The organism is Flavobacterium sp. GNP011 (assembly GCF_056428925.1).
In genome coordinates, this window is record NZ_JBWJVJ010000017.1 from 50,141 (window position 1) to 75,197 (window position 25,057).

At 34.3% G+C, this 25,057-nt stretch carries 25 protein-coding genes; 20 read left to right on the top strand and 5 right to left on the bottom strand.

Features of this window, described 5'->3' with window-relative positions; genetic code table 11:
- The first annotated feature begins 22 nt into the window (after positions 1–22).
- The 15 genes from AC061E_RS13320 to AC061E_RS13390 all read left to right on the top strand — a co-directional run bounded on the left by AC061E_RS13320 (position 23) and on the right by AC061E_RS13390 (position 13,190).
- Complete coding sequence (locus AC061E_RS13320; protein ID WP_478286682.1) at positions 23–2,479, top strand: AsmA family protein; 2,457 nt, start codon at positions 23–25, stop codon at positions 2,477–2,479.
- On the top strand, positions 2,472–3,011 hold the full coding sequence (locus AC061E_RS13325; protein WP_478286683.1) for a nuclear transport factor 2 family protein: 540 nt from the start codon (positions 2,472–2,474) through the stop codon (positions 3,009–3,011). Before AC061E_RS13320 ends, AC061E_RS13325 begins: the two co-directional genes overlap by 8 nt.
- Before the next feature lie 130 nt (positions 3,012–3,141).
- Complete coding sequence (trmB, locus tag AC061E_RS13330) at positions 3,142–3,819, top strand: tRNA (guanosine(46)-N7)-methyltransferase TrmB (protein WP_158728596.1); 678 nt, start codon at positions 3,142–3,144, stop codon at positions 3,817–3,819.
- A 42-nt stretch (positions 3,820–3,861) separates the two neighbouring features.
- Entirely contained in the window at positions 3,862–4,497 is a 636-nt protein-coding gene (locus AC061E_RS13335; protein WP_086453353.1) for a LysE family transporter, read from the top strand.
- A gap of 31 nt (positions 4,498–4,528) precedes the next feature.
- Positions 4,529–4,858 (top strand): MGMT family protein, encoded by a 330-nt coding sequence (locus AC061E_RS13340; protein ID WP_478286684.1) that lies wholly within the window; start codon positions 4,529–4,531, stop codon positions 4,856–4,858.
- 169 nt (positions 4,859–5,027) lie between these two features.
- Positions 5,028–6,155, top strand: coding sequence for an Mrp/NBP35 family ATP-binding protein (locus tag AC061E_RS13345; RefSeq protein ID WP_158728593.1), 1,128 nt, complete (start codon positions 5,028–5,030; stop codon positions 6,153–6,155).
- 69 nt (positions 6,156–6,224) lie between these two features.
- Positions 6,225–6,464, top strand: coding sequence for a NifU family protein (locus AC061E_RS13350; RefSeq protein ID WP_073205171.1), 240 nt, complete (start codon positions 6,225–6,227; stop codon positions 6,462–6,464).
- Positions 6,465–6,631: 167 nt separating this feature from the next.
- Positions 6,632–6,949, top strand: a complete 318-nt coding sequence (locus AC061E_RS13355) for a 2Fe-2S iron-sulfur cluster-binding family protein (protein ID WP_086453350.1) — start codon at positions 6,632–6,634, stop codon at positions 6,947–6,949.
- Between the two features lie 123 nt (positions 6,950–7,072).
- A complete protein-coding gene (locus AC061E_RS13360; protein ID WP_158728591.1) occupies positions 7,073–7,435 on the top strand; it encodes an S-adenosylmethionine decarboxylase family protein in 363 nt (120 codons plus the stop codon).
- 5 nt (positions 7,436–7,440) lie between these two features.
- Positions 7,441–8,655, top strand: coding sequence for a DUF4178 domain-containing protein (locus AC061E_RS13365; protein WP_478286685.1), 1,215 nt, complete (start codon positions 7,441–7,443; stop codon positions 8,653–8,655).
- Positions 8,656–8,657: 2 nt separating this feature from the next.
- Complete coding sequence (locus AC061E_RS13370) at positions 8,658–8,843, top strand: hypothetical protein (protein ID WP_158728589.1); 186 nt, start codon at positions 8,658–8,660, stop codon at positions 8,841–8,843.
- Between the two features lie 21 nt (positions 8,844–8,864).
- Positions 8,865–9,080 carry a DUF350 domain-containing protein gene (locus AC061E_RS13375; RefSeq protein ID WP_478286686.1) on the top strand — a complete coding sequence of 72 codons (216 nt, stop codon included), beginning with the start codon at positions 8,865–8,867 and terminating at the stop codon, positions 9,078–9,080.
- A complete protein-coding gene (locus tag AC061E_RS13380; RefSeq protein ID WP_478286687.1) occupies positions 9,073–10,590 on the top strand; it encodes a polyamine aminopropyltransferase in 1,518 nt (505 codons plus the stop codon). The genes AC061E_RS13375 and AC061E_RS13380 overlap by 8 nt, the downstream gene beginning before the upstream one ends.
- A complete protein-coding gene (locus AC061E_RS13385) occupies positions 10,568–12,193 on the top strand; it encodes a flavin monoamine oxidase family protein (protein ID WP_478286688.1) in 1,626 nt (541 codons plus the stop codon). Before AC061E_RS13380 ends, AC061E_RS13385 begins: the two co-directional genes overlap by 23 nt.
- Positions 12,174–13,190, top strand: a complete 1,017-nt coding sequence (locus AC061E_RS13390) for a hypothetical protein (protein ID WP_478286689.1) — start codon at positions 12,174–12,176, stop codon at positions 13,188–13,190. Before AC061E_RS13385 ends, AC061E_RS13390 begins: the two co-directional genes overlap by 20 nt.
- A gap of 61 nt (positions 13,191–13,251) precedes the next feature.
- Here AC061E_RS13390 and AC061E_RS13395 read toward each other — a convergent pair whose 3' ends face one another.
- From AC061E_RS13395 to AC061E_RS13405, 3 genes are all read right to left on the bottom strand, one after another.
- Entirely contained in the window at positions 13,252–14,148 is an 897-nt protein-coding gene (locus AC061E_RS13395) for a serine/threonine protein phosphatase (protein ID WP_478286707.1), read from the bottom strand.
- 93 nt (positions 14,149–14,241) lie between these two features.
- Positions 14,242–15,024 (bottom strand): DUF3050 domain-containing protein, encoded by a 783-nt coding sequence (locus AC061E_RS13400; protein ID WP_478286690.1) that lies wholly within the window; start codon positions 15,022–15,024, stop codon positions 14,242–14,244.
- 91 nt (positions 15,025–15,115) lie between these two features.
- Positions 15,116–16,294, bottom strand: coding sequence for an acyl-CoA dehydrogenase family protein (locus tag AC061E_RS13405; RefSeq protein WP_086453340.1), 1,179 nt, complete (start codon positions 16,292–16,294; stop codon positions 15,116–15,118).
- Between the two features lie 872 nt (positions 16,295–17,166).
- Between AC061E_RS13405 and AC061E_RS13410 the strand changes: the two genes are divergently transcribed.
- From AC061E_RS13410 to AC061E_RS13430, 5 genes are all read left to right on the top strand, one after another.
- The gene (locus AC061E_RS13410; RefSeq protein WP_478286691.1) at positions 17,167–18,732 is read left to right on the top strand and encodes a vitamin K epoxide reductase family protein; all 1,566 of its coding nucleotides are present in this window, start codon (positions 17,167–17,169) and stop codon (positions 18,730–18,732) included.
- Between the two features lie 517 nt (positions 18,733–19,249).
- Positions 19,250–19,393 carry a hypothetical protein gene (locus AC061E_RS13415; protein ID WP_478286692.1) on the top strand — a complete coding sequence of 48 codons (144 nt, stop codon included), beginning with the start codon at positions 19,250–19,252 and terminating at the stop codon, positions 19,391–19,393.
- Between the two features lie 478 nt (positions 19,394–19,871).
- On the top strand, positions 19,872–20,060 hold the full coding sequence (locus AC061E_RS13420) for a hypothetical protein (protein WP_478286693.1): 189 nt from the start codon (positions 19,872–19,874) through the stop codon (positions 20,058–20,060).
- Between the two features lie 138 nt (positions 20,061–20,198).
- Complete coding sequence (locus AC061E_RS13425; RefSeq protein WP_478286694.1) at positions 20,199–22,391, top strand: peptidase domain-containing ABC transporter; 2,193 nt, start codon at positions 20,199–20,201, stop codon at positions 22,389–22,391.
- 5 nt (positions 22,392–22,396) lie between these two features.
- Entirely contained in the window at positions 22,397–23,722 is a 1,326-nt protein-coding gene (locus tag AC061E_RS13430; RefSeq protein ID WP_478286695.1) for an HlyD family secretion protein, read from the top strand.
- On the opposite strand, the gene AC061E_RS13435 is transcribed toward AC061E_RS13430, so the two are convergent.
- Positions 23,697–24,410, bottom strand: a complete 714-nt coding sequence (locus tag AC061E_RS13435; RefSeq protein WP_478286696.1) for a tRNA1(Val) (adenine(37)-N6)-methyltransferase — start codon at positions 24,408–24,410, stop codon at positions 23,697–23,699. The two genes, AC061E_RS13430 and AC061E_RS13435, sit on opposite strands and share 26 nt — an antisense overlap.
- A 117-nt stretch (positions 24,411–24,527) precedes the next feature.
- The gene (rimM, locus tag AC061E_RS13440) at positions 24,528–25,052 is read right to left on the bottom strand and encodes a ribosome maturation factor RimM (protein ID WP_478286697.1); all 525 of its coding nucleotides are present in this window, start codon (positions 25,050–25,052) and stop codon (positions 24,528–24,530) included.
- Positions 25,053–25,057: the final 5 nt, after the last annotated feature.

Sequence of the window (25,057 nt, forward strand, 5' to 3'; positions counted from 1 at the left end):
TTGACGGAATGCACCATGTAGTATGAAAAAAAAAATCTTAAATATAATAAACCATCTCAAAGCCTTGCCTTACAAGAAAATCTTAAAGGGTGTTGGTGTTTTTATAGTGGTACTTGTGGCTGTATTGGGTCTAGTTACTGGACTCTTCTCCTGGTATTTTACAAGCCATAAAAAAGAAATTGTAGCACTTGTAAATGCTAAAATCAATGAAAAAAGCACTGCATCAGTAGTCATAGGTGACATAGATTATAAGTTGTTTAAGGGTTTTCCTAGCATGACATTGGCTTTAAGCCAAGTTGTAGTAAAAGATAGTATGTGGCAAGCGCACAAAAGGACGCTGCTTCGTGCTGAAAAAATCGAGTTGCGATTGAATGTAATAGCGCTTTTGGGAAACCAAATCGAAATGGATAAAATTGAAATTCAGCAGGCCAAAATCCATCTTTTTAAAGGGAAAAACGGTTTAGACAATACTATTTTGTTTCGGGTTAAACCCAAAAATAAAGAGGAGAATAAAAAATCGCCACCATCCATTGATCAAATAATTTTAAGCCAAGTTCGGTTTATATCTGAGCATCAAGAAAACCACAAACTGTTTGATTTTGATTCCATTTCTTTGCAAAGCAAAGTGCAATATAATGGAGATAATTGGCATGCCTTTGCTGATTTGAGTACACACGCAAGAAGCATGGCATTTAACACACAAAGGGGTAGTTTTATAGAAAATAAAAAAGTGGAAGGCCTTTTGGGTTTAGATTTTAATGCCGAAAGTAATTCCATTGCTGTGGTGTCTAAGAAACTGGCTATAGGAAATACGTTTTTTGAGGTTGATGCCCGTTTTAATTTAGACCCTAATACATCACCTTTTAAAATTGCGTTAAACGCGACCTTGCTTTGGCGTGAAGCCTCGAGTTTATTGAGCAATAACATTAGTGAAAAGGTAAATCAATTTGATTTTAAAAAACCCATTCAAGTAGGATGTACCATCAATGGAGACATGAGTAAAACTGGAGATCCGGAAATTATAGTGCAAGCCAAAATAAAAAACAATGATTTAAAACTTCCTGATAGACTAATTACGGCTTGCACCTTTGATGCTACGTTTACCAATAATTATAAAAAAGGAGCGGGTTTCAATGATGCTAATTCAGCCATTACGATTACCGATATGAAAGGAAAGTTTAAAACCATACCTTTTGAAATTCCTATCGGAATCATTTTGAATTTAGAAAAAACAGAAGCAGCTGGAAGTTTTCGATCTAATTTCCCGATTACACAATTGAATCAAGTCATCAATAAAGAATTGATGCATTTTTCTGGCGGTCAAGCCAAAGTGAATTTAGATTTTAAGTTTGATGTTCAAAAGTTACGCATTAAAAAACCCAAGTTTACTGGTAATGTTTATGTTAAAGATGCTATTGTAAATTATGGCCCACGAAATCTCATGTTTCTTAAAACCGATATACAACTTGACTTTACAGAGAAAGCGTTGCTCATTAAAAAAATTAATTTCAAGGACAACCGCAACTCGGTTTTTATGGACGGTCGTATAGACAATTTCATGACGTTGTACTATGATAATCCTGAAAAAATGGTTGTGAATTGGGACATTTACGCTCCTTTTTTAGATGTGAAACAATGTATAGGAGCCTTAACAAGCAGCAGTAAAAAACCAGCTATTCAAGAAAAATCAAAGGATTCTTTCTCAAAAGAATTGTATGAAGTCATAGATAAATGCCAAGTTGTACTAAAGCTAAAAGCAGATAAAATGACGTACAGCAAACTTGTGGCAACTCAAACCAAAGCAACAATTGTATTGTCAAATAATTCTTTACGTGTAAATAATGGCAGCGTGCAATGTGCAGGAGGAACTGTAGATTTTGAAGGGCAATTGACTCCAGAGAAAGATCATTTTAAATGGCAGTCAGAAACAAAAATACAGAAAGTAAATCTGAATCAATTTTTAGAAGGATTGAACAACTTTGGCATCACATCTTTTGAACCTCGCAATGTCAAAGGGAAGCTTACAGCAACTGCTACAGTGCAAGGACTGTTGGAAGCTGGCGGGCAGCTTAAAACCAACTCCATGACAGGTGTAGCAAAATTTGAAGTGGTAAAAGGAGCGTTGATAGATTTTAAACCTATTACTAACATTGCCAAGTTCGCCTTTCCTTTTCGGGATGTAAATACTATTTCCTTCAGTGATTTATCAGGTGATTTTAAAATAAATGGTGAAAAAATTCAGGTAAACGCTTTAAAAGTGAGTTCGAATGTGCTGAATTTAGATGCAAAAGGAGTATATTCGTATGGTAGAGGAACTCGATTGGCTATGACTATTCCATTGCGTAATCCAAAAAAAGATCACTTACTTTTAACGGATAAAGAGCGAGAAGAAAAACGTACCAAAGGCATCGTGTTACACTTACTAGCCGCAGATGTCGATGGGAAAATTAAAATTAAATGGAACAAAAATCATGAATAAAGCAATTTTTTTCAGTAAGTCTGTATGTCTTTTTGTAGTAGTTTTTTTGGTGTGTGGAGCACCTTTTGCAACAGCACAACAGCAAAAAGATAAAGACGCCATTCATACCGTACTCAATAATTGGCACAAAGCCGCAGCAGAAGCAAACTATAAAGACTATTTTAGTTTAATGACCGATGATGCCGTTTTTATTGGCACCGATGCAACAGAAAATTGGGATAAAAAAGCTTTTCAAGCCTATGCAAAACCTCATTTTGATAAAGGTAAAGCTTGGAGTTTTACACCGCTGGAACGACATTTGTTTTTTGATAAAACCGGAACTACAGCTTGGTTTGATGAATTGCTTGACACCCAAATGAAAGTTTGCAGAGGATCTGGTGTTTTGGTAAAAGTGAATAACCAATGGCAAATACAGCATTATGTTTTATCCATGACCATTCCAAATGAAAATTCCAGCAAAGTGATTGAATTGAAAGCAGCAAACGAGTCGATTATTATCGATAAGCTCAAGGCTAAAGGAATGAAAAACTAAGAGCTAGTTCTTTTTTTAATCCAAAAATAGGTTTCGTTATCGAGAGTTTGTCTCTTGATTTTTCATTTTTTTGCTACTTTGACATTCTATCTTATATAATTCCTTAATTTTGCCCAAATATTCAAAAAAAGTGGGAAGCAAAAATAAATTAAAGAGGTTCAAAGAAAACGAGACATTCAATAACGTTTTTCAACCAACGAGAGAAGAAGTAGTAGGCGATTTATTTCCGTTGAAAGGAAAGTGGAATACAGATTTTTTTAAAAATGACAATCCATTAGTTCTGGAGCTAGGTTGCGGAAAAGGTGAATATTCTGTGGGACTTGCCGAAAGATATCCAAACAAAAATTTTGTAGGTATTGATATCAAAGGCGCTCGTTTTTGGCGTGGAGCCAAAACAGCGGTTGAAACTGGCTTATATAATGTGGCTTTTATTCGAACTCAAATTGAACTCATCAACCATATTTTTGCTGAAAACGAAGTAGATGAAATCTGGATCACTTTTCCAGATCCACAAATAAAATACAAGCGAACAAAACACCGAATGACAAATTCAGAGTTTTTGCAATTGTATAAAAAAATCCTCAAAAAAGACGGTGTTGTTAACTTAAAAACCGATAGTGAGTTCATGCATGGATATACGCTAGGCTTGCTACACGGCGAAGGTCATGAGGTTTTGTATGCCAATCACAATGTGTATGTTAATGAAGGAAGTCCAGAGGAAGTAACTGCTTTTCAAACTTTTTACGAAAAACAATACTTAGAAATTAACAAAGCAATAACATATATTCGATTCAAAATCAAAGAATAGTTTTATATTTGATGCAGATATTTCTGTACTAGCACTTTGACTATGAATTTAATCACTTCCTTGTTTTTGGGTTTTATTACCGCTTTTGTAGGGATTACACCTCCGGGTTTAATCAACATGACCGCTGCCAAAGTCAATATCAAGGAAGGAAAAAGTAGTGCCTACTGGTTTGTATTAGGCGCTGTAATTGTGATCTTTTTTCAGGCAGCCTTGGCACTTTTTTTCGCCCAATTCATCAAAGAACGTCCAGATGTTATAGTGCTCTTGCGTGAAATAGGTTTTGGAATTTTTGCTTTACTCACCATTTATTTTTTGTTTTTAGCCAAAAAACCGGTTAAGAAAAAAGACAAAATCAAGAAACGAAGTACGTCCACACGTTTTTTCTTAGGTATGCTCCTCTCTGCACTTAATTTTTTCCCTATTCCGTATTATGTGTTTGTGGGGGTTACACTTGCTTCCTACAATTTATTTTATTTTGACACTACCCATGTCTTTATTTTTGTTTCTGGGGTTGTTTTGGGATCTTTTTTAGTCTTTTATTGTTACATCACTTTTTTTCAAAAAATTCAAGACAAGACAGATTATCTCATGCGCAACATGAATACTATAATTGGCAGTATTACAGGTTTGATATCTCTTGTCACCTTAGTAAATATTGTTCGATACTATTGGGGTTAGTTCCAATGACTAATTTTAGAACTCCACAATCATGACTGATACTAATTTCTTTGAACGTGTTTATGATATCGTAAGGCAAATACCCTACGGCAAAGTAACTTCATACGGCGCTATTGCAAAAGCGCTAGGAGCAGCGCGATCAGCCAGAATGGTGGGTTGGGCAATGAATGCATCACACACTCTTGAGGATGTACCAGCGCACAGAGTTGTCAATAGAAACGGACTATTAACTGGCAAAATGCACTTTGATGGCACTAGTTTAATGCAACAACTTCTAGAAAACGAGGGGATTGTAGTAATAGACAACCAAATTGTTGATTTTAAGAATCATTTTTGGCAGCCCGAAACCGCTGTTGAGTAACAATTTTCAGCTGAAAATCAGTTATAATTCCTACTGATTGATAAATCAATAAATGCAATACAAATGCTTTAAAATATTAACTTTTCATCCTATCTTTGTAATCTGAAATCAGTTTAAATAAAGATAATATTCTGGTGTGCAAATACCAAGTGAAAACAGTTAACGAGAAATGAAATTAGATAGAAAAGACATTCTTAAAGCTTTAGAAACAATTACTATAGCTGGCGAAGGAAAAAACATGGTAGAGAGTGGTGCAATTACAAACGTAATCACTTTTGGAGATGAGGTAGTTGTTGATTTAGTCTTGCATACACCAGCGATGCACATCAAAAAACGCGCTGAAGATGATATCAAAAAAACGATCCTTGAATTGGTTTCGGCTGAAGCCAAAATTAAAATCAATACTAAAGTTGAAGTAGCTGATAAGCCAGAAATTAAAGGAAAATCAATACCAGGAATCAAAAATATTATTGCCGTAGCCTCTGGAAAAGGAGGAGTAGGTAAATCAACAGTTACAGCAAACCTAGCTGTTACACTAGCCAAAATGGGTTTTTCAGTAGGGATTTTAGATGCTGATATTTACGGGCCGTCTATGCCCATCATGTTTGATGTTGAGAATGAAAAACCAATATCAGTTACTGTTGATGGAAGGTCTAAAATGAAACCAGTAGAAAGCTATGAGGTAAAAATTCTATCTATTGGGTTTTTTACTGCACCAAGTCAAGCCGTAATCTGGAGAGGACCCATGGCTTCCAAAGCATTGAACCAAATGATCTTTGATGCTGATTGGGGAGAACTTGATTTTATGCTTATTGATTTGCCTCCAGGAACAGGAGATATACACTTGTCTATTGTGCAATCATTGCCTATTACCGGTGCCGTTGTAGTAAGTACACCACAAGCCGTTGCTTTGGCTGATGCCAAAAAAGGAGTATCCATGTTCTTGTCTGAAGCCATCAACGTTCCTGTTTTAGGAATTATTGAAAACATGGCGTATTTCACACCCGAAGAGTTACCAGAAAACAAATACTACATCTTTGGTCAAGAAGGAGCTAAGAATCTTTCAGAGGATTTAGGCGTACCTTTTTTGGGGGAAATTCCAATTGTACAATCTATTCGCGAAGCAGGAGATTACGGTCGTCCTGCAGCCATGCAAATGGCCTCAGTAGTAGAACACATTTTTGATGAGGTAACCCGCAATGTAGTGCGTGAGGTAGTAGCTCGAAACGAAAGTTTACCAGCCACCGAAGCAGTAAAAATAACAACAATGGCCGGTTGCTCAGCGGTAAAAAAATAATATTAGAATCCTTTGAAAATGATTTATAATCTTTCAATTTTCTAATCTTTCAATCTTTAAATAAAGAAAATGACAACAGAAGAATTAACAATAGAAGTTCAAAAAGCACTCGAAGAAATAAGACCTTTCTTGAATTCAGATGGGGGCGATATTACACTTATCTCCATTGAAGATGACAAGCATGTAAAGGTTCGTCTTGAAGGAGCTTGCACCAGTTGTAGCGTAAACCAAATGACGCTGCGAGCAGGTGTTGAAACAACCATCAAAAAATTTGCTCCTCAAATAGAAACTGTTGTCAATATTTTATAACATCAGTATGGCGTGACCCTTTTATTAAAATAGGCTACAAGTAGTACAACTGAGAAGCCTATTTCAATAAAACGGTCAGGCTATCCGCTCCGCTTTGGCGGATTGCTTCTATCCTTCACGCGGGCGCAACTAACTACATAATCGTAACACACACACAATAGAATAGCATGGATGTATTAATCAAAATAAAAGATAGAGAAGGAGTAGTGCATGAATTACAAGCTCCTACAGATATGGCAATGAATATAATGGAGCTTTGTAAAGCTTATGAACTTCCTGTAGAAGGAACTTGTGGCGGTATGGCCATGTGTGCTTCTTGCCAATGCTATGTTTTAAATGATGTTGCCCTGCCAGAAATGGGTGATGATGAAGAGGCCATGTTATCAGAAGCTTTTTATGTTAAATCAAACAGCCGTTTGGGATGCCAAATCCCAATTACAGAAGAGTTAGAAGGATTAGAATTAGAATTAGCTCCTGAAAATTAAGCAAAAGTTACCACTAACATACAACCTCAAATAATGAAAATTATTTGAGGTTTTTTTTTATTCAAAATAAAAGAGATATATTCGTACAGTAAAAATCACATTTCAAATTTTCATTACGAATACATGGACCTTACGACCTATTCCCCTGGATTGCATAAACTAGTTACCTTGCAAGTTCAGGACTCTCAAAAATTAACGGATAGTGCCGGTTTCACTAAGGTTACAGAAGAAATTCTGACTCAATTTTCGCTAGAAAAAGTAGGTGTCGTAGTTCATGATTTCGAAAATAGAAGTTTCACCATTTCATTTTGCCTCAAAGAATCCCACATTTGTATTCACACTTGGCCTGAGTACAACCAGCTGACTTTAGATGTCTATTTGTGCAATTATTTACAAGACAATTCACAAAAAGTAAAAGATGTAATGGCTGCCTATGTTTCTTATTTTGATGGGGTGCTAATAAAAGATTTCGAAATTAACAGATAATACGCATGGAAGTTACCTGTACAAATTGCAATCATACCACACAATTAGATTTAAACTTTGATGTAAAAATCTATGCGTGTACCAATTGCGTTTATGTTTATCAAGAACGAGATGGTTTACGATTTAAAGATCAATTAAGACCATTTACATTTTCAGATCAATTAAAAGTGGGTCAAGTAGGTGTTTTTAACAATACCGATTATACCATTACGGGGATTTTGGTCAAAGAAAATGAAGGATTTGAATGGACGGAATACATCCTGCAAGGCAAAGAAAATTTTTTATATCTATCCGAGGCCGATGGGCACTGGATCATTCTTGAAGTAATAGAATTTGCTTCAAAAGTAGGGAATCATCCATTAACGGTTGATTATGAAGAACTAACTTTTGACAGATACGATTATTTCTATCCCAAATTAATAGCAGCTCGCGGTTTTTTTGACTTTGATATTTTTGAGAAAGCAGAGCTCATTGAGTATATAAATCCGCCTCAAGTACTTTCTTTTGAACGAAATGGAAGCGAACAAAATGCTTTTTTGGGGAAACACATTTCTAAAGCAGCTGTAAAAAAAGCCTTCAATGCTTCTTATTTACCCACTAAAGTTGGTGTAGGAATGGTGCAGCCTTTTCTGTTTAACTTGCGTAATTTAGCCATTACTTTATGTTGTGTTTTGGCATTAATTTTAGTGTCTAACTGGTATTTAAACAAAGAGCGTGTTCGAACAGAAGTGCTGGATGCCCAATTAGCATTGGCAAACTTTACTAATAAAGATTTTGTAAGTCCTAGTTTTACACTCACCGGTAGCGCTGCACCATTAAAAGTACAGTTGTATGCACCCGTGAGCAATTCATGGGTAAATGTTCAAGTAGCACTTATCAACGAAAAAACAGGCGAAGAAGTCTACGCTAGTAAAGATATTGAGCGTTATTCAGGCTACACAGATGGTGAGTCATGGACCGAAGGTTCAAACTCGGAGGAGTTTAATTTGTGTGGTGTCCCAGCGGGTACCTATCATTTAAACATCACCCCAATGAAAGCACCAGAGGATGTTACCAGTGATTTTATGAATGTAAAAGTGGTATGGAGCGAGCCTTCATCTAGAAATATTTGGCTCATTTTAATAATCATGGTTGTTTTTGTACTGGTCTTGTATTATGTAGAGAAAAATTTCGAAGCTAAAAGATGGGGAGAAACTAACGAGTCTTTTTTTAATTCTTAAGTATGGATAAGATTTTAGATTTTATGCGCAGTAATGCTCTTTCACTTGTAATAGGAGCACTTTTTTATGCATTGTTTTTATATTACAACACCTCTGGAAGTCAGTTGTGTGATTGCGAATCTACCGAAAATTATAGACCTTCCTCTTCAAATTCACGCGGTGCAGTAAACCGTTTTTACCATAAATAAATTAATTTTAAACTTTCAAATATGGAATTTATCGCTTCAAAACCTATTTTAAACTCGCTTGTTTTTTCACTTTTAGGAATTATCATTTTATTGATAGCGTACTTTATTATTGAAAAACTAACTCCCGAGAATACTTGGAAAGAAATTACAGAAAAAAATAATACCGCTGTAGCTATTGTCTTTGGTGCACTTATTATTGGTTTTTCAATGATTATTAGTGCCGCAATACATGGGTAAAAAATTTTTAAAGTTTGAATACCTGCTGCTTTTTGCTGTTTTTACAATTGCAACCTGTGGTTTGGTGTATGAACTAGTCGCAGGAACGCTTGCCAGTTATTTATTAGGCGATTCCGTGAAACAGTTTTCGTTTATCATAGGGGTCTATCTTTTCTCGATGGGAGTAGGTTCTTATTTTTCTAAATTTCTAACAAAGAACATGCTCAACACTTTTGTTGAAATTGAAATCTTGGTTGGACTTATTGGTGGTTTAAGTTCTGTTGTACTGTTCTTACTGTTTGAGAGTGTTTACTCTTTTCAATTTATTTTATACCTTTTGGTGTTTGTAACAGGCTGTCTTGTAGGACTTGAAATCCCATTGTTGATGAACATTTTAAAAGACAAAGTGCAGTTTAGAGACTTGGTTTCTAATGTGTTTACATTTGATTATATCGGAGCATTATTGGCATCCATATTATTCCCGTTAGTATTGGTTCCTAAACTCGGAATCATGGGAACTTCCTTGTTTTTTGGGATGATCAACGTGAGTATTGCCATTGCCTTGTGCTTTCTTTTAAAAGCCGAATTGAAGAGCGTATATCTATTAAGAACCAAGGCCATTGGAGCTTTCTTAGTCTTGTTTGTAGTGTACTTGTTTTCAAATTCTATTTTGTCGTATTCTGAAGGGAAACTGTACGGAGAAAACATTATTTACTCAAATGCAACTCCCTACCAGCGCATTGTGCTTACTCATAACAAGAGCGATTACCGCTTGTATTTGAATAATAATTTGCAATTCAGCTCAACAGATGAATACCGATATCATGAAGCACTGGTGCATCCTGCTATGTCTATGGCCAAAAAAGTAGATAATGTGTTGGTTTTAGGCGGTGGTGACGGGTTAGCCGTTCGAGAAATTTTGAAATACAAAGATGTAAAGCATGTTACTCTTGTAGATCTTGATGAAGGAATGACCAAGATGTTTCAAACCAATTCTGTTTTGACTAAATTCAATGCAAATTCCTTGAATAATCCCAAAGTAGAAGTACTCAACAAAGATGCTTTTGTATGGGCTAAGAATACCAAAGAACAATATGATGTGGTGGTGGTGGACTTTCCAGATCCTTCAAATTACAGTTTAGGAAAGTTATATTCTTGGAGTTTTTACAGCACCCTCAAACAAATTTTATCTCCGGATGCCGTGGTGGTTGTGCAAACTACTTCTCCTTATTTTGCTCCAAAATCGTTTTGGTGTATTAACAAAACCATGATGGAAGTTTTTCCTCAGTTGGATGCCTATCACGCCTATGTTCCTTCTTTTGGAGAATGGGGATTTTCAATTGCTATGAATGGTTTCAAGACTAATTTTAACACCGTAAACAGGCAAGTAGAAGGGTTGCGTTTTTACAATTATCAGTTTGATAAATTCAATTATTTTGCCAAAGATATGATTTCAAAAGACATTGAAATCAATCGATTAGATAACCAAATTTTAGTGCGCTACTTTGATGAAGAATGGGGAAAATTATAATACCTCGAGACGTTTTTTTGTAAAAACGGTTGGATTAGCTTTAGTAGCCGTTCCGTTTTTGCAGGCTTGTCAAGAAAAGGTGATTCAGGTTCTTATTCGTCTGTCTGGCACCAATCATATTTTGGGGCACCGACTGCGTACCAAAAACTTTCCAAAACCAACCAAGCAAATTCATATTCCCTATTTAATTGTGGGAGGCGGAATATCTGGGCTAAGTGCTGCTAGGCAATTTTCAAAAAAAGGAATTCATGATTTTTTAGTGGTGGAATTAGAAAATCATTTGGGAGGAAATTCATCAAGTGCAGAAAATAAGTATTCTAAATATCCGCTAGGAGCGCATTACTTGCCATTACCTAATAAAGCCGATCAAGAACTGCTTGATTTTCTAGAGGAAGAAGCCATTATTCAAGGTTATGACCATGAGGGTTTTCCAATATTTGATGTGCAACAACTCACATTTGCACCGGATGAAAGATTGTTTTATAGAAACAATTGGCAGGAAGGTTTGGTACCAAAAACTGGAAACACGCCAGATGAGAATGCACAAATTCAAGATTTTTTCATGAAGATGAGCACTTTTAGAACGGGTAAAGATAAAGATGGAGTGTATTATTTTGATATTCCGTTATCCAAGTCTTCTCAAGACTCATCCATACGGGCTTTAGATAAAATCACAATGCTGCAATGGTGCGCGCAAGATGGGTATACAGCGCAACCACTCTTGAATTACATTGATTATTGCTGTAGAGATGATTTTGGTTTGGGGATCAAAGAAGTTTCGGCTTGGGCGGGTATTCACTACTTTGCAGCTCGTAAGCAAGACACTGCTCCAGATGGAAATGATACCGTACTTACTTGGCCAGAAGGCAATGCACGTTTGGCATTACATTTAAAAAAACATACTCATTCTAAAACACTAACCAACCACATTGTATTTGATGTAAAAATTGAAAATAAGAAAGTAATTGCTGCCACATATAATGCGCAAAATCAAACTTCACTTGAGATAATTGCCGATAAGGTTATTATTGCTACACCTCAGTTTGTCAATCAATATTTATTTAAGGATCGAAAAAAAATTACCAAAGATTTTCACTACGCGCCGTGGTTTTTGGCAACTCTCGTAGTTTCAGAACTTCCAGATAATGGTAGTTTTCCCTTGTGTTGGGACAATGTAATTTATGGTTCAAAAGGGTTGGGGTATATCTATGATCAACACCAAACTTTACAGCAAATCCAGCCGAAAAAAGTGATTACGTACTACTATAGTTTTTCAACGGTTGAGATTAAGAAAAACCGCAGACTGTTATACTCCCAAAAAGAAAACTATTGGAAACAAATAGTTCTTAACGATTTAAAAATGGCGCATCCCACCATTGAAAGTTTTGTAGAGGACATACACATTCATAGATTGGGACATGGAATGATTAGCCCTGTTCCGGGTTTTATTTTTGGTCAAGCCAAAAAAGAAGCTTCAGCTAGCATTGATAATCGGATTTTCTTTGCTCATTCTGATTTGGCGGGCATTTCAATTTTTGAAGAAGCATTTCATCAAGGTATTAACATTGTAAACACAATTCTAGATGGAACAACCGTGGATTGATAAGCCCAAAACAGATGTTGTTTTTATTCTAGCACCTGCTTTTTTTGTGGTTGCTGTCGTTTTTTTATTTCAAGATGCGTTACAGTATGTGGAGGAGCATTTTTCCTTTTATACCTGGTTGTTTCTGATTGTTTTTATAGATGTGGCGCATGTGTATGCTACCTTGTTTAAAACGTATTTTGTTCCAGATGCATTTCAAAATAGACGGTCTTTATTGATTTTTCTGCCGATTTTATGTTTTGTAATTGGTATGATTCTCTTTAGTTTTGGAAGCCTTGTCTTTTGGTCAGTCTTGGCGTATGTAGCTGTTTTTCATTTTATAAGGCAACAATATGGGTTCATGCGCTTGTATTCACGTAAAGAAGTAAAAACCAAGTGGAGTACTTTTTACGATGCTTTAGTTATTTATACCGCTACAGGATATCCTATGTTGTATTGGTTTTTTTCAACACCTAGAGCCTTCAACTGGTTCACGCCCCACGATTTTGTAAAACTCGAATATCAAGGGATTTTGAGTGTTTTGGGTTGGGTTTACGCACTAATTCTAGTAAGTTATCTAGTTTTTACGGGGTATAAATATGTAAAAGATCAGTATTTTAATATTCCAAAAAACGCCATTATTGCAGGAACTTTTTTATCATGGTATTTCGGAATCGTATATTTTAATAATGATTTGGTTTTTACTTTACTTAATGTGGTGTCTCATGGTATTCCGTATATGGCTTTGATTTATCTTAATGATATTCAAAAAAACAACACCAATTCATATCGTTTTTTAGGTTCTCTGCGTGGCGCTAGAGGTGTACTGCTTTTTATAGGTTTTGTGCTTTTTATCGCTTTTTGCGAAGAATATTTTTGGGAAATTTTGGTTTGGAACGATCAGTTTGCTGTTGCTAGTTATGATTTTTCCAGTTGGCAATTTATCTTGGTTCCTTTACTCACAGTACCTCAATTTACCCATTACTTGCTAGATGGTTTTATTTGGAAATCCAAGTAAAAATTTGCTATGTAAAACTGTTTTTTAATTTTGTTCGGTGTTGTAATTTTCCCGAAACAGTTTAAATATAGTCTTTTAAAAGTGTGGGGCCTTCAAGGATTTCTTTTACTACCTGCAGCGTACCATCTTCTTTAGTATCAATAAACCATTTTATTAAAGTTATGGTTCCTTCAACGATTTCTATTCCGGTTATGCTGCGCGGATGTACGCAGCTACCATCGTTAAAGTAAGGAACAGCATGAGCATTGGGATAAGAAAAACTAGGTCTGTGGGTGTGCCCTACAATGGTAAGTTTCCGATTGTTACTTGCAATCCATTTCTTTATTCTGAGTTCAATTTTTATGCGTTCCACATAATTTTTTGCTGGACTTGTAGGATCAGAGATGCCCCATATTTGCAGTGGTCTCCATAATATTCGTACTAAAAACCGATTTATTTTCCAACCTACATAATTCATATAATCGGCTTGATGACCGTGGGTTAAAAACAATTCTTGCTTGGTTTCTTTATGTTGTAGCACTAAAGCTTCGTGACATTGAATACCAGTAAACAAGGGCTGAACGGTATCGTTTTGAGTATTGGTATACGTAAACAGTGTTTTTTCAACATTTTTTTTGTCCTTAAAATTCATTTCGTGATTCCCCCAAATTTTAAAATACCGATTTGAATCGTGGAATTTTTTTAATAACAAATACACGCTTTTATGGGCTTCAAAAATGGTTTTGAAATAGACGTTTTCCCATAATTCATCACCGTCACCAAGTTCAAAATAAGAAAAGCCTTCTTTGTAATATTGGGTCATGGCGTGAAAATACACATTTCTATTATCTGCAAAGTCATCTGCAAAACTATTATCACTCCTGTGGCAATCACTAAATAAAATGAATTTTGATGTGTCATCAAAAGGAATTCTTGCTGCTTCTGTGTATGCTCTTGTTAATCTTTTTTGGGATGACATCATTGTTTTTTAGTGCACTAAAGATAAAAAAAATACGGTAAAAAATAGTCCATAAGCCTACTCTTTACCGTATTTATTATTTAAAATCTTGGCTTAAGCCAAAGCTACATTTAGTTTTAATGACTCCTCTATAGCATCCCAAAGTCCAATTCTTTTTTCTAAAGCCATTTTCGATACTTCCTCTACATCTGACCATTTTTGTTCGTCAGTACCACATAGCTCTGTGATCATTTTCATGGCCATTGGTCCGTGTTCGTCAGCGTCAAGTTCAATATGTCTTTCAAAATAATAGATAAGCTTACTCAAGTCTGTTTCAGGGAAATTAGCTTGAAAGTTTTTCAAGATTTCAGTAAACATACTTGGAATTAAATCTTCTCTACCAAAAGTGAAAGCAGCAGCAATTTCATGAGATTTACCTTCTTCAATAACTCGGAAAGTAAAGTCTAAAAAAGCTTTAATGTTGGGATGTAAATTACTTGTTTTAATAGCAACAAAAATGTTTTTTAAAGAATCTACTTCTTGTAAAAAGCTTTTGATTCCATTGGTATCTGCTTGACACGCTTCCATGGCCTCAATATACATTTCGTAATGACTGGAGCGCTTGCCATCAAGAGTTAAATCTGATTCTTCGGCTAATACGATTTCATTGATTAAATATCTCGTTTCAGGATTTGCAGTTGCAAACCAAGGTGTTGTTGTGCAAGTAAGCTTTGACTGAAGTGCTTTTAAAAGGGACATGAAGTCCCAAACAGCGTATACGTGATTTTCAAGAAAACACTGTAAATCTTCAATTGTTCTCACTTTATTGTACAATGTGTGTTGAAGTAATTGTTCTTTTTGTGATCGAATACTATTGTTTATAGTGGCAATATTCATAGGTGGTATTTTTGTGTAAAGATAAAAAAGCTTCTTGTTTCCAAGAAGCCTTTGTTATCATTTTTAAGTATACTTTAATAAACGTTTACTACTACTTAAAAGCTGGAATTCCAGTGATATCCATACCCGTGATTAGCAAGTGAATGTCGTGAGTTCCTTCGTATGTGATTACAGATTCTAAGTTCATCATGTGGCGCATGATAGAGTATTCTCCTGTAATCCCCATTCCACCTAAAATTTGTCTGGCTTCACGAGCTATATTGATGGCCATGTCAACATTGTTTCTTTTGGCCATTGAGATTTGAGCCGTTGTTGCTTTTCCCTCGTTTCTTAAAACGCCTAATCTCCAAGTTAGTAATTGTGCTTTGGTGATTTCGGTAATCATTTCCGCCAATTTCTTTTGTTGCAATTGTGTTCCTGCAATTGGTTTGTCAAACTGAATTCTTTCCTTGGCATAACGCAAAGCAGTATCGTAGCAATCCATAGCAGCACCAATAGCACCCCAAGCAATTCCGTATCGAGCAGAGTCTAAGCAACCAAGTGGGGCTCCTAATCCAGATTTATTTGGCAAAAGGTTTTCTTTTGGAACCTTTACGTTGTCAAAAATTAATTCTCCTGTAGATGATGCACGAAGCGACCATTTGTTGTGCGTTTCTGGAGTAGTGAAACCTTCCATGCCACGCTCTACAATCAAACCGTGAATTCTACCTTCTTCATTTTTAGCCCAAACTACGGCAATATCAGCAAAAGGAGCATTAGAAATCCACATTTTCGCACCATTTAAAAGGTAATGGTCACCCATGTCTTTAAAGTTGGTTGTCATGCCACCAGGATTAGATCCATGATCAGGTTCGGTCAAGCCAAAACAACCCATGAATTCTCCAGTAGCTAATTTTGGTAAATACTTCATACGTTGTTCTTCGTTACCGTATTTCCAAATAGGATACATAACTAGCGACGATTGAACAGATGAAGTAGAACGAACACCAGAATCTCCGCGTTCAATTTCTTGCATGATCAATCCGTATGATATTTGGTCTAAACCAGCACCTCCATATTCAACAGGGATGTACGGACCAAAACCACCAATTTCACCCAAACCTTTTATAATTTGTTTCGGGAATTCAGCACGTTGTGCAAAGTCTTCAATAATAGGCGATACTTCTTTTTTTACCCAAGCACGTGCCGATTCGCGCACTAGTTTGTGTTCTTCGGTTAGTAAATCGTCTAAGTTATAATAATCTGGTGATTGAAATAAGTCTGGTCTCATGGTTTAGAATTTTATAGCTACAAATTTACATAAAGAAATATAACAAAAGCATTAACAATTGTTATATTTTTTTAAAAATTATTGTGTCGAATTGTAAAAAAAATAAGTAATTTATTATTAAATTTAATAGTAAATAGAAAATTTTTATGTAATCGTACTGTTTTATTAGGAAAAGTAATTTTGATATTTAGAAAAAAGTGAAGTCTTGTAGAGTATTATTATTAATGCATATGTAGTATATTTTTTATGAAAAATTTAACACATAAGAGTAAGGCATGAATGTTTTATCTTAATATATTTACAAAAAAAACAATAGGATTTGATTCTTTTTAACTTATATGTTTGCATTTATAGCATATTAAATAACAATTTTTTAAAGTTTCGTAGTTTGGCAATATACCTAAAAGTTGTATTTCCAAAGTCATTAATACATTAAACACCCTTTCAAGGATAAACAGAAAATTGGATAGCCCTTGGTTGATTGTTGCATTAACTAAATATAAATAACTAAAGTTATATTAAGAAATATTTTAAATTAGTTGGTGCTCAAGAATTGAATAACAAAGAGAAAAAAACATCTTAGGGAATGGGTTTGTAGCAAGGACTTGTTCTATTGAAACCGGAATGCGAATGATGGGTTATATTATAATAAGCAATAAGAGAATTAATTACATTTTGTGTAGATTGTTAGTGATTAAATACTTCTTTTGGAGTTTTAAATATTTTGCTACACTTTTTTTGGTGTTTTGCTTTTTTAATGTGTTTATGCTGTATTAAGGTTTTGTCTTGGTTGTTTAAAAACATCATTTTTTAAATCAATTAGATTGATTAATTATAGAATTCTGAACTTCTTATTTAACGAATATATCGTAATGATTAGACTAATAAAAAAATATCTAGATTTAAATTTATACCAAAGTAAAAAAATCGAATTTGAAGAATTTTTTCTTTCTCACCCCAATTATCCAAGTGTATTTGCATTAACGGATTCTTTGGATATGTTATCTATTCCAAACATTGCTGTAAAAGTTCCAAAAGAACAACTCGGAGAGTTGCCTAATTCTTTTCTGGCAATTTTTAATAGAGATCTTGTTCTTGTTGTAAAACTTGAAAAAGAAGTAGTTATAGAGAATGAAACTGGAATTAAATCTAAATTGACCATTGATGGTTTTTGTAAAGATTGGGACGGAATTATTATTGTAATAGAGCCCCAGCAGATTATATCGTCTGAGGTAAAGTTTAATTCTAAATGGATGTTTTACTCCTTTCCTATCGTAGCTTTAGTAGCATTATCCGTTGGTTTCAATAATTATAGTTTTAGCAGTTCAATTTGTCTTTTTACCTCTTCGATAGGTGTATTTATAAGTGCGCTTATTGTTCAAGAAAAGTTTGGATTGAAAAACAATATAGTTACAAAATTTTGCAACATCAATCCTGATACTTCCTGTGATTCGGTCATTCAATCTGGAAAAGGATCAATTAATAAATGGATTAGTTTTGTAGATTTGCCTTTGCTTTTTTTTAGTATAAATTTGGGGTCTATTTTACTAAATCCAATTTATTCGAGTAAAATAATTGGTTTATTGAGTATAGCTTCATTACCTGTCATTGCTTACTCTATTTGGTTACAGAAAATTCAAATAAAAAAATGGTGTTTGTTGTGCTTAATGGTGTCAGTTATAATCGTTTTCCAAAGTTTGGTGGGCTACTTCTTAGAACCTTCATTGTTTTCTAATGTGATTCTTTTTGATTTTACGTATTTATTTTCTACAGTTTTCTGCATTTCACTATGGTATATGATTAAACCAGTACTAACTTCTAAGTTTAGTATGGAGAGCGACGTAAAAGAATTAAAAAAGTTTAAAAGAAGTTATAGTGTTTTTGATTTTCTTTCAAAAGAAGTCCTTGTAATGGAGGGTTTCTCTAAATTACAAGGAATGCAGTTTGGGAATCCAAAATCGGAAACTTCACTTACGATTATCCTTAGTCCAAGTTGTGGACATTGTCATAAGGCATTTGAAGAGGGTATTGACTTAGTTCATAAATTCCCTGAAAAAGTGTTTCTGAATATTCTGTTTAATATTAACCCAGAAAACAAAGAGAATCCACATAAGGTAATTGTTGAAAGCTTACTGGAGATAAACGCTTCTTTTCCGGACAAAATTGAGGAAGCCATTACGGATTGGCACATCCATAAAATAGGATTAGAATTATGGACAAAAAAATGGGGGCAAAAAACAGTTTCTATGAAAGTGAATCAACAATTACAGCAACAATACGATTGGTGTTCAGTAAATGAATTTAATTACACTCCTGTTAAGATTGTAAACGGGAAACAATTTCCAAATGAATATAGCATTAGTGAATTAAAGTATTTTTTAAATGATTTTTCTAAGATGAATGATTCCAAAGAAATTGAAAGTTTAGTTCAACTTTAAAACATAAAAAAAACATTCTTGCAAGGATAGACAGAAGCCTTAACTGTCTGAAAATGATTGGGGTATTAACTAAATATTAAAAACTATAATTATGTTAAAAAACATTTTAAAATTAGAGGGAGCTCAAGAATTAACTAAAAAGGAGCAATTAAAGATTAAAGGGAATGGTGGTATTGAGTACATTATTTGTTGTCCCGAGGATAACAATATTCAATATCCTGATTGTACATATATTCTATGTGAAAGATAACCAATTCAATGATTATTGTGTAATACAGACATAAATCCAAATGTCTATAAATTATTAATCAAATTTATAAAATTCTAAATTATGTTAAAAGACATTTTAAAACTAAAAGGGGCTCAAGAATTAACCAAAGATGAGCAAAAAGGAACTATTGGAGGACAATGCAATTCTTTCTTCGATTGTAGTGAAATGGGGGACGGCTTTACATGGTCTTATCAGGCATGTGCATGTGTCTGTGAATCGTGTCCATCTTAATTAAAGACAAAAATCATGTTAAAAAACATTTTAAAATTAAAAGGTGCTCAAGAATTAACCAAGAATGAGCAAAAAAGTATTAAAGGTGGAGCTTGCCATCCTCTAGGTCTAGTAGGTTATATTAATGGTGTACGCTACGTTGTATGTCATATTGTATAAATGGAAATTTTGTACAAAATACTTATCTACGCAAAATATACAAGCGCAATGAAATGATTGATTATTAACTAAATATTAAAAACTATAATTATGTTAAAAAACATTTTAAAATTGAAAGGTGCTCAAGAATTAACCAAGAATGAGCAAAAAAGTATTAAGGGTGCCAGTCACAGCTGTTTGGGATTATCGTGCACAACAAGTATAGAATGTCCGGGTCTTCCAATATGTGAAGCATATTAAAGAAGTTTTCCATATTATGAATCTGGAGTTTCAGTCCATGTTGTTATTTCCGGTCATGAAGTTTGGAGATGTAGTAATGAGACTTTATCATTCTTAGTCAATGAACAGAAGTGTTTTGTCATTTTGGTTTAATTATTTTTAAAGATATACATTGCTAATCATTAAATTTTTGTTAATGGAACAAATTTCTAGAAACTCAAAATTATTAGGTATTAACCAAATTTTAAAATTTTAAATTATGTTAAAAAACATTTTAAAATTAAAAGGTGCTCAAGAATTGACTAAGAATGAGCAAAAATCAATTAATGGTAGCATGAAAGGTAATAAATGTTGTGATCCTGAATTGGCTTGTTGTGTTCCCAATCCGAATTGGAACGGATTTAGTGGTTGTCAATTTCTTCCATCTTCTTATCCAGTTTGTATTTAAAAATAAAGTTATCTATTGGTGACTAAATATTTTTAATTTCAGAATTTTAATAGAGAGAAAATTTATTTTCTCTCTATTTTTTTAATTAATATATAAAATAATTGTATTTATTTGCTTTCAAAATAATAAAGTGTACCATTGAAGAAATTTCCCAACTACAAACAAGCAGACTCCAAGGATTGTGGTCCTACTTGTTTAAAAATAATTTCTCGGCATTATGGTAAAACCATAAATATTCAATCATTACGAGAAATTAGTGAGACTACTCGCGAGGGTAGTAATCTGCTATTTCTTAGCGATGCAGCTGAGAAAATTGGTTTTAGAACTTTAGGAGTAAAGCTCAACTTAAAAAGTCTGGAAGAAGTGCCTTTACCTTGTGTTTTGCATTGGAACAAAGAACACTATGTTGTTCTCTATAATGTTAAAAAAGGAAGGTATTTTATTTCTGATCCAGCTTTTGGATTAATTGAGTATAGCGAATCTGATTTTATAAAATTTTGGATAGGGAACAATGCCGATGAAACTACTCAAGAGGGTATTGCGTTATTGCTTGAAGCCACACCAGAATTCTTTCAATCAGAATTTGACAAAGAAGGAAATAAAGGATTTGGATTTAGTCTTTTATCACAATATGTATGGAGATACAAGTCATTTTTAGTTCAGTTAAGTCTAGGTTTATTGGCTAGTAGTTTGTTGCAACTTATTTTTCCTTTTTTGACACAAAGCATTGTTGATGTTGGGATTCAAAATCAGAATATTCATTTTATTTATTTAATCCTCTTTGCGCAATTGTTTCTTTTTGCTGGACGGACAGGATTAGAACTCATTCGGAGCTGGATACTGTTGCATCTTTCGACTCGAATAAATATTTCCTTAATCTCAGATTTCTTTATAAAATTAATGAACTTGCCTATTTCATTTTTTGATGTTCGGATGACTGGAGATATCATGCAACGCATTAACGATCATCATCGTATAGAAAAAATTTTAACTACCTCATCTCTAAATGTATTGTTTTCTGTTATCAATATGTTTATTATGGGAGGAGTTTTGGCGTATTATAATCTTCAAATTTTCTTTGTGTTCTTCACAGGAAGTATCCTGTATTTTGGTTGGATTACACTTTTTCTTAAAAGGCGAAAAGAATTGGATTACAAACGATTTTCTGAAGTTTCTCAAGAACAAAGCAAAGTGATGGAGCTCATTAATGGGATGCAAGAAATTAAACTCCACAATGCCGAAAAGCAGAAGCGTTGGGGATGGGAATATGTGCAAGCCCGATTGTTTCGAGTATCTATAAAAGGATTAGTGCTGGAACAAACACAAACTATTGGTTCTTCAGTTATAAATGAATTAAAGAATATTTTCATCATTTTTCTTTCGGCAAAACTGGTCATTGATGGATCAATTACCTTGGGAATGATGATGGCAATAAGTTCTATTGTAGGGAGTTTGAATGGTCCTATTACCCAACTTATTGAGTTTGTGCGAGAACTGCAAGACGCCAAAATTTCATTGTCGCGCTTGTCTGAAATTCACGAAAAAGAAGACGAGTCACAACAAGAAATGAATCAAACTCATGATATTCCGCAAAACAGTGATATTGTTATAAAGGATTTATGTTACCGCTATCTAGGCTCGGACATTCCAGTATTAGATAATCTGAATTTAAAGATTCCAGCTCACAAAGTAACGGCTATCGTGGGTGTTAGCGGAAGCGGGAAAACTACTTTAATGAAATTATTACTTAAGTTCTATGATCCAGATAAAGGCGAAATCAATTTAGGGAATACTCAACTCAAAAACATTGCGCAGAAATCTTGGAGAGCTAATATAGGTGCTGTTATGCAAGAAGGATTTATTTTTAATGATACGATTGCTAATAATATTGCCGTAGGGGTTGATTTAATTGATAAAGAGCGGCTGGTATATGCCGCAGATGTTGCTAATATTACTGAATATATTTTAGGATTACCTTTGGGATACAATACTAAAATAGGTTCAGAAGGTATGGGAATGAGTACAGGGCAAAAGCAGCGATTGCTCATTGCTAGAGCAGTATATAAAAACCCAGAAATGTTGTTTTTTGATGAGGCTACTTCGGCTTTGGATGCTAATAATGAAAAAGTAATTATGAGTAAATTAGATCTTTTTTTCAAAAACAAAACAGTAGTGGTTATAGCGCACCGCTTGAGTACCGTAATGAATGCAGATCAAATTGTAGTCCTTGACAAAGGGAAAATCATTGAAATTGGAACTCATTCGGAATTGGTAGAACAAAAAGGGAATTATTTTGAATTGGTTAGAAATCAATTACAATTAGGAAATTAACAGTTATGGAAGAAAATAGTACTACTTTCGAACTAAGAAGTGAAGAAGTTCAAGATATTCTTACTCGTGTTCCGCACTGGATGATTCGCTGGGGGACCGTTTTAATTTTTGCTATCATTGTGATGCTCTTTTTTGTGTCTTGGTTTTTGAAATATCCAGATATCGTTAGTACAGAGGTGGTAATTACCACTAATATTCCCCCTGAGAAGATAGTGGCTAAAACTACAGGAAGAATCGAGGCTATTTTAGTAAGAGATAAAGAAGTAACTACAGGGAACACAACACTTGCTATAATTGAGAATAATGCCAATTATAAAGATGTATTTGTTTTGAAGAACTGTATTGAACATTTTGATTTAAACGGAACTACAAAATTTCCTTTTCATTTACTTGATAATGCACAATTAGGAGATGTAGAAAACGCGTATGCTATTTTTCAAAAAGAGTATATTGCCGAGGAGTTAAATTCGCAATTGCAACCTTTCCAATTGGAAAACAATTCGCAACGTTCAGAGAATGCTCAGTTAAAAGAACGTTTGCGCTTATTAGAACAACAAAAAACAATTAATGAAAGTGAATTGCAACTTCAAAAAAATGATGTCAATCGTTTTGAAATTTTATACAATAAGGGAGTTGTTTCTGCGCAGGATTTTGAAAATAAAAAATTAGGATATCTTCAGGCTGACAAGAATTATAGAAGTTTATTGTCTTCAATTTCTCAATTAAAATCATCCTTGATTGATAATACAAGGTCAAGTCAAAGCTCACAAATAAATGGAACAAGAGAAACTGTAAACCTAGATCGTAATGTTACTCAGGCTTTTTACCAATTAAAAAAAGTAATAAAAGATTGGGAAATGACCTATACATTAAAATCCTCTGTTGAAGGGACGGTTTCTTTTTTGCAAGTTTGGAGCAAAAATCAAACTATTGTTTCAGGAGATAATGTTTTTTCTATTATACCAACCGTAAAAGAAGGTTACGTTGGTAAAGTGAAAGCAGCTTCATTAAATTCTGGTAAAATAAAAGTGGGACAAAAAGTAAATATTCGCTTAATTAATTTTCCAGATAGGGAATTTGGTGTTCTGATCGGCAAAGTAAGTAATATTTCTTTGGTGCCAGACAAAGATGGTAATTTACTAATTGATGTCTCTCTGCCAAAAGGATTGGTGTCTTCTTATAAAAAGCAAATCCCTTTTCAGCAAGAAATGAAGGGGTCTGCAGATATCGTGACCGAAGATTTGAGATTAATAGAGCGTTTGTTATATCAATTTAGAGATCTGTTTAATGTACAAAGTCAAACCACTACATCTTCAAATAAAAACCCTTAGTCAAGGCAATATATTCTGGAGTGTAAACGTGTCTTGCGGTTTCGATAATTAATTCGTCAATTGGAAAATGTATAGTTTTTTTTCGGCTAAAAGCCAATAAGGTACGTTTGATTTCAGTGGTTGGTGTTCCTTTTACGCGAGTGATTTTTAAGGGATACAACTCGTATGCTACGGCTAAAGCCAAGAAATTTTCTTCTTCTTTGTAAGGAATGATTACGGAGAATATTCCGTTTTCAGAAAGTAATAAATCTGCGGCCTCAATTAATTCTTCAAAGGGCATTGCATCAGCAAAACGGGCGATATCACGCTGCACATTTTCCGTTTTGTAATCTTCGGTGTAAAAAGGAGGGTTGGAAACAATTACATCGTATTCGTCTTCGGGTTCTTCAACAAATTCATCTAAACCGGCATGATAACAAAATAATCGATCGCTCCATGGAGAGTTTTCAAAATTATCGGTCGCTTGTTCATAGGCGTCTTCGTCAATTTCTAAAGCATCAATTTGTTCAGCGTTGCTTCGTTGTGCAAGCATCAGGGCAATGATTCCAGTTCCAGCACCAATATCTAAAATACTAAAAGGATTATTGGTTATAGGAGTCCAAGCGCCAAGAAGAACTCCATCGGTGCCAATTTTCATAGCACAACGGTCTTGTTCAACCGCAAATTGTTTGAATTGGAATTTAGACATAAGTATTATAAGATTGTAGCGTGATGAATGCTGGACTTTTTGATAGTCAACTAGATAATAATTGCAGATTTCGAGAGATTGACCACTGCGACTGAATACTGATTACTGCCTACTAAATTATAGGTACATTTCAATCAGACCCTCTGGTAAATCCATGATTACTTTTTTGTTTTCACGATCTATTTTAACCAAGAAATGGTCAATCATAGGGATTAAGATTTCTACACTGCCATTTAAAACCTCAAATAAGGGTTGTGCAGTGGTGTCATTGATAGATTCTATTTTACCAACGATTCCTAGGCGTTTGTCTTCAACTTCAAAACCAATTACTTCGTGGAAATAAAACTTGTTGCCGGTTAGTTTTGGCAACATTTTCAAGGGTAAATACAAATCATTGCCTATCAGTGCATCGGCTTCTTCTTCGGTATTTGTATCTTCAAAACGGATTCGTAAAAAATCGTTTTTATGCAGCGAACTGTTTTCAATAAAAAAAGGAACCAAGTGTTTGTTGCATTCAACAAACACTGATTCCAAGTTTTCGTATAACTCAGGTTCGTCCGTGTCTAAATAGGCAAGAACTTCCCCTTTGAAACTAAATTTTTTAGCGATTTTACCTAAGTAGAAACAATCTTCTTTACGCATCGTCG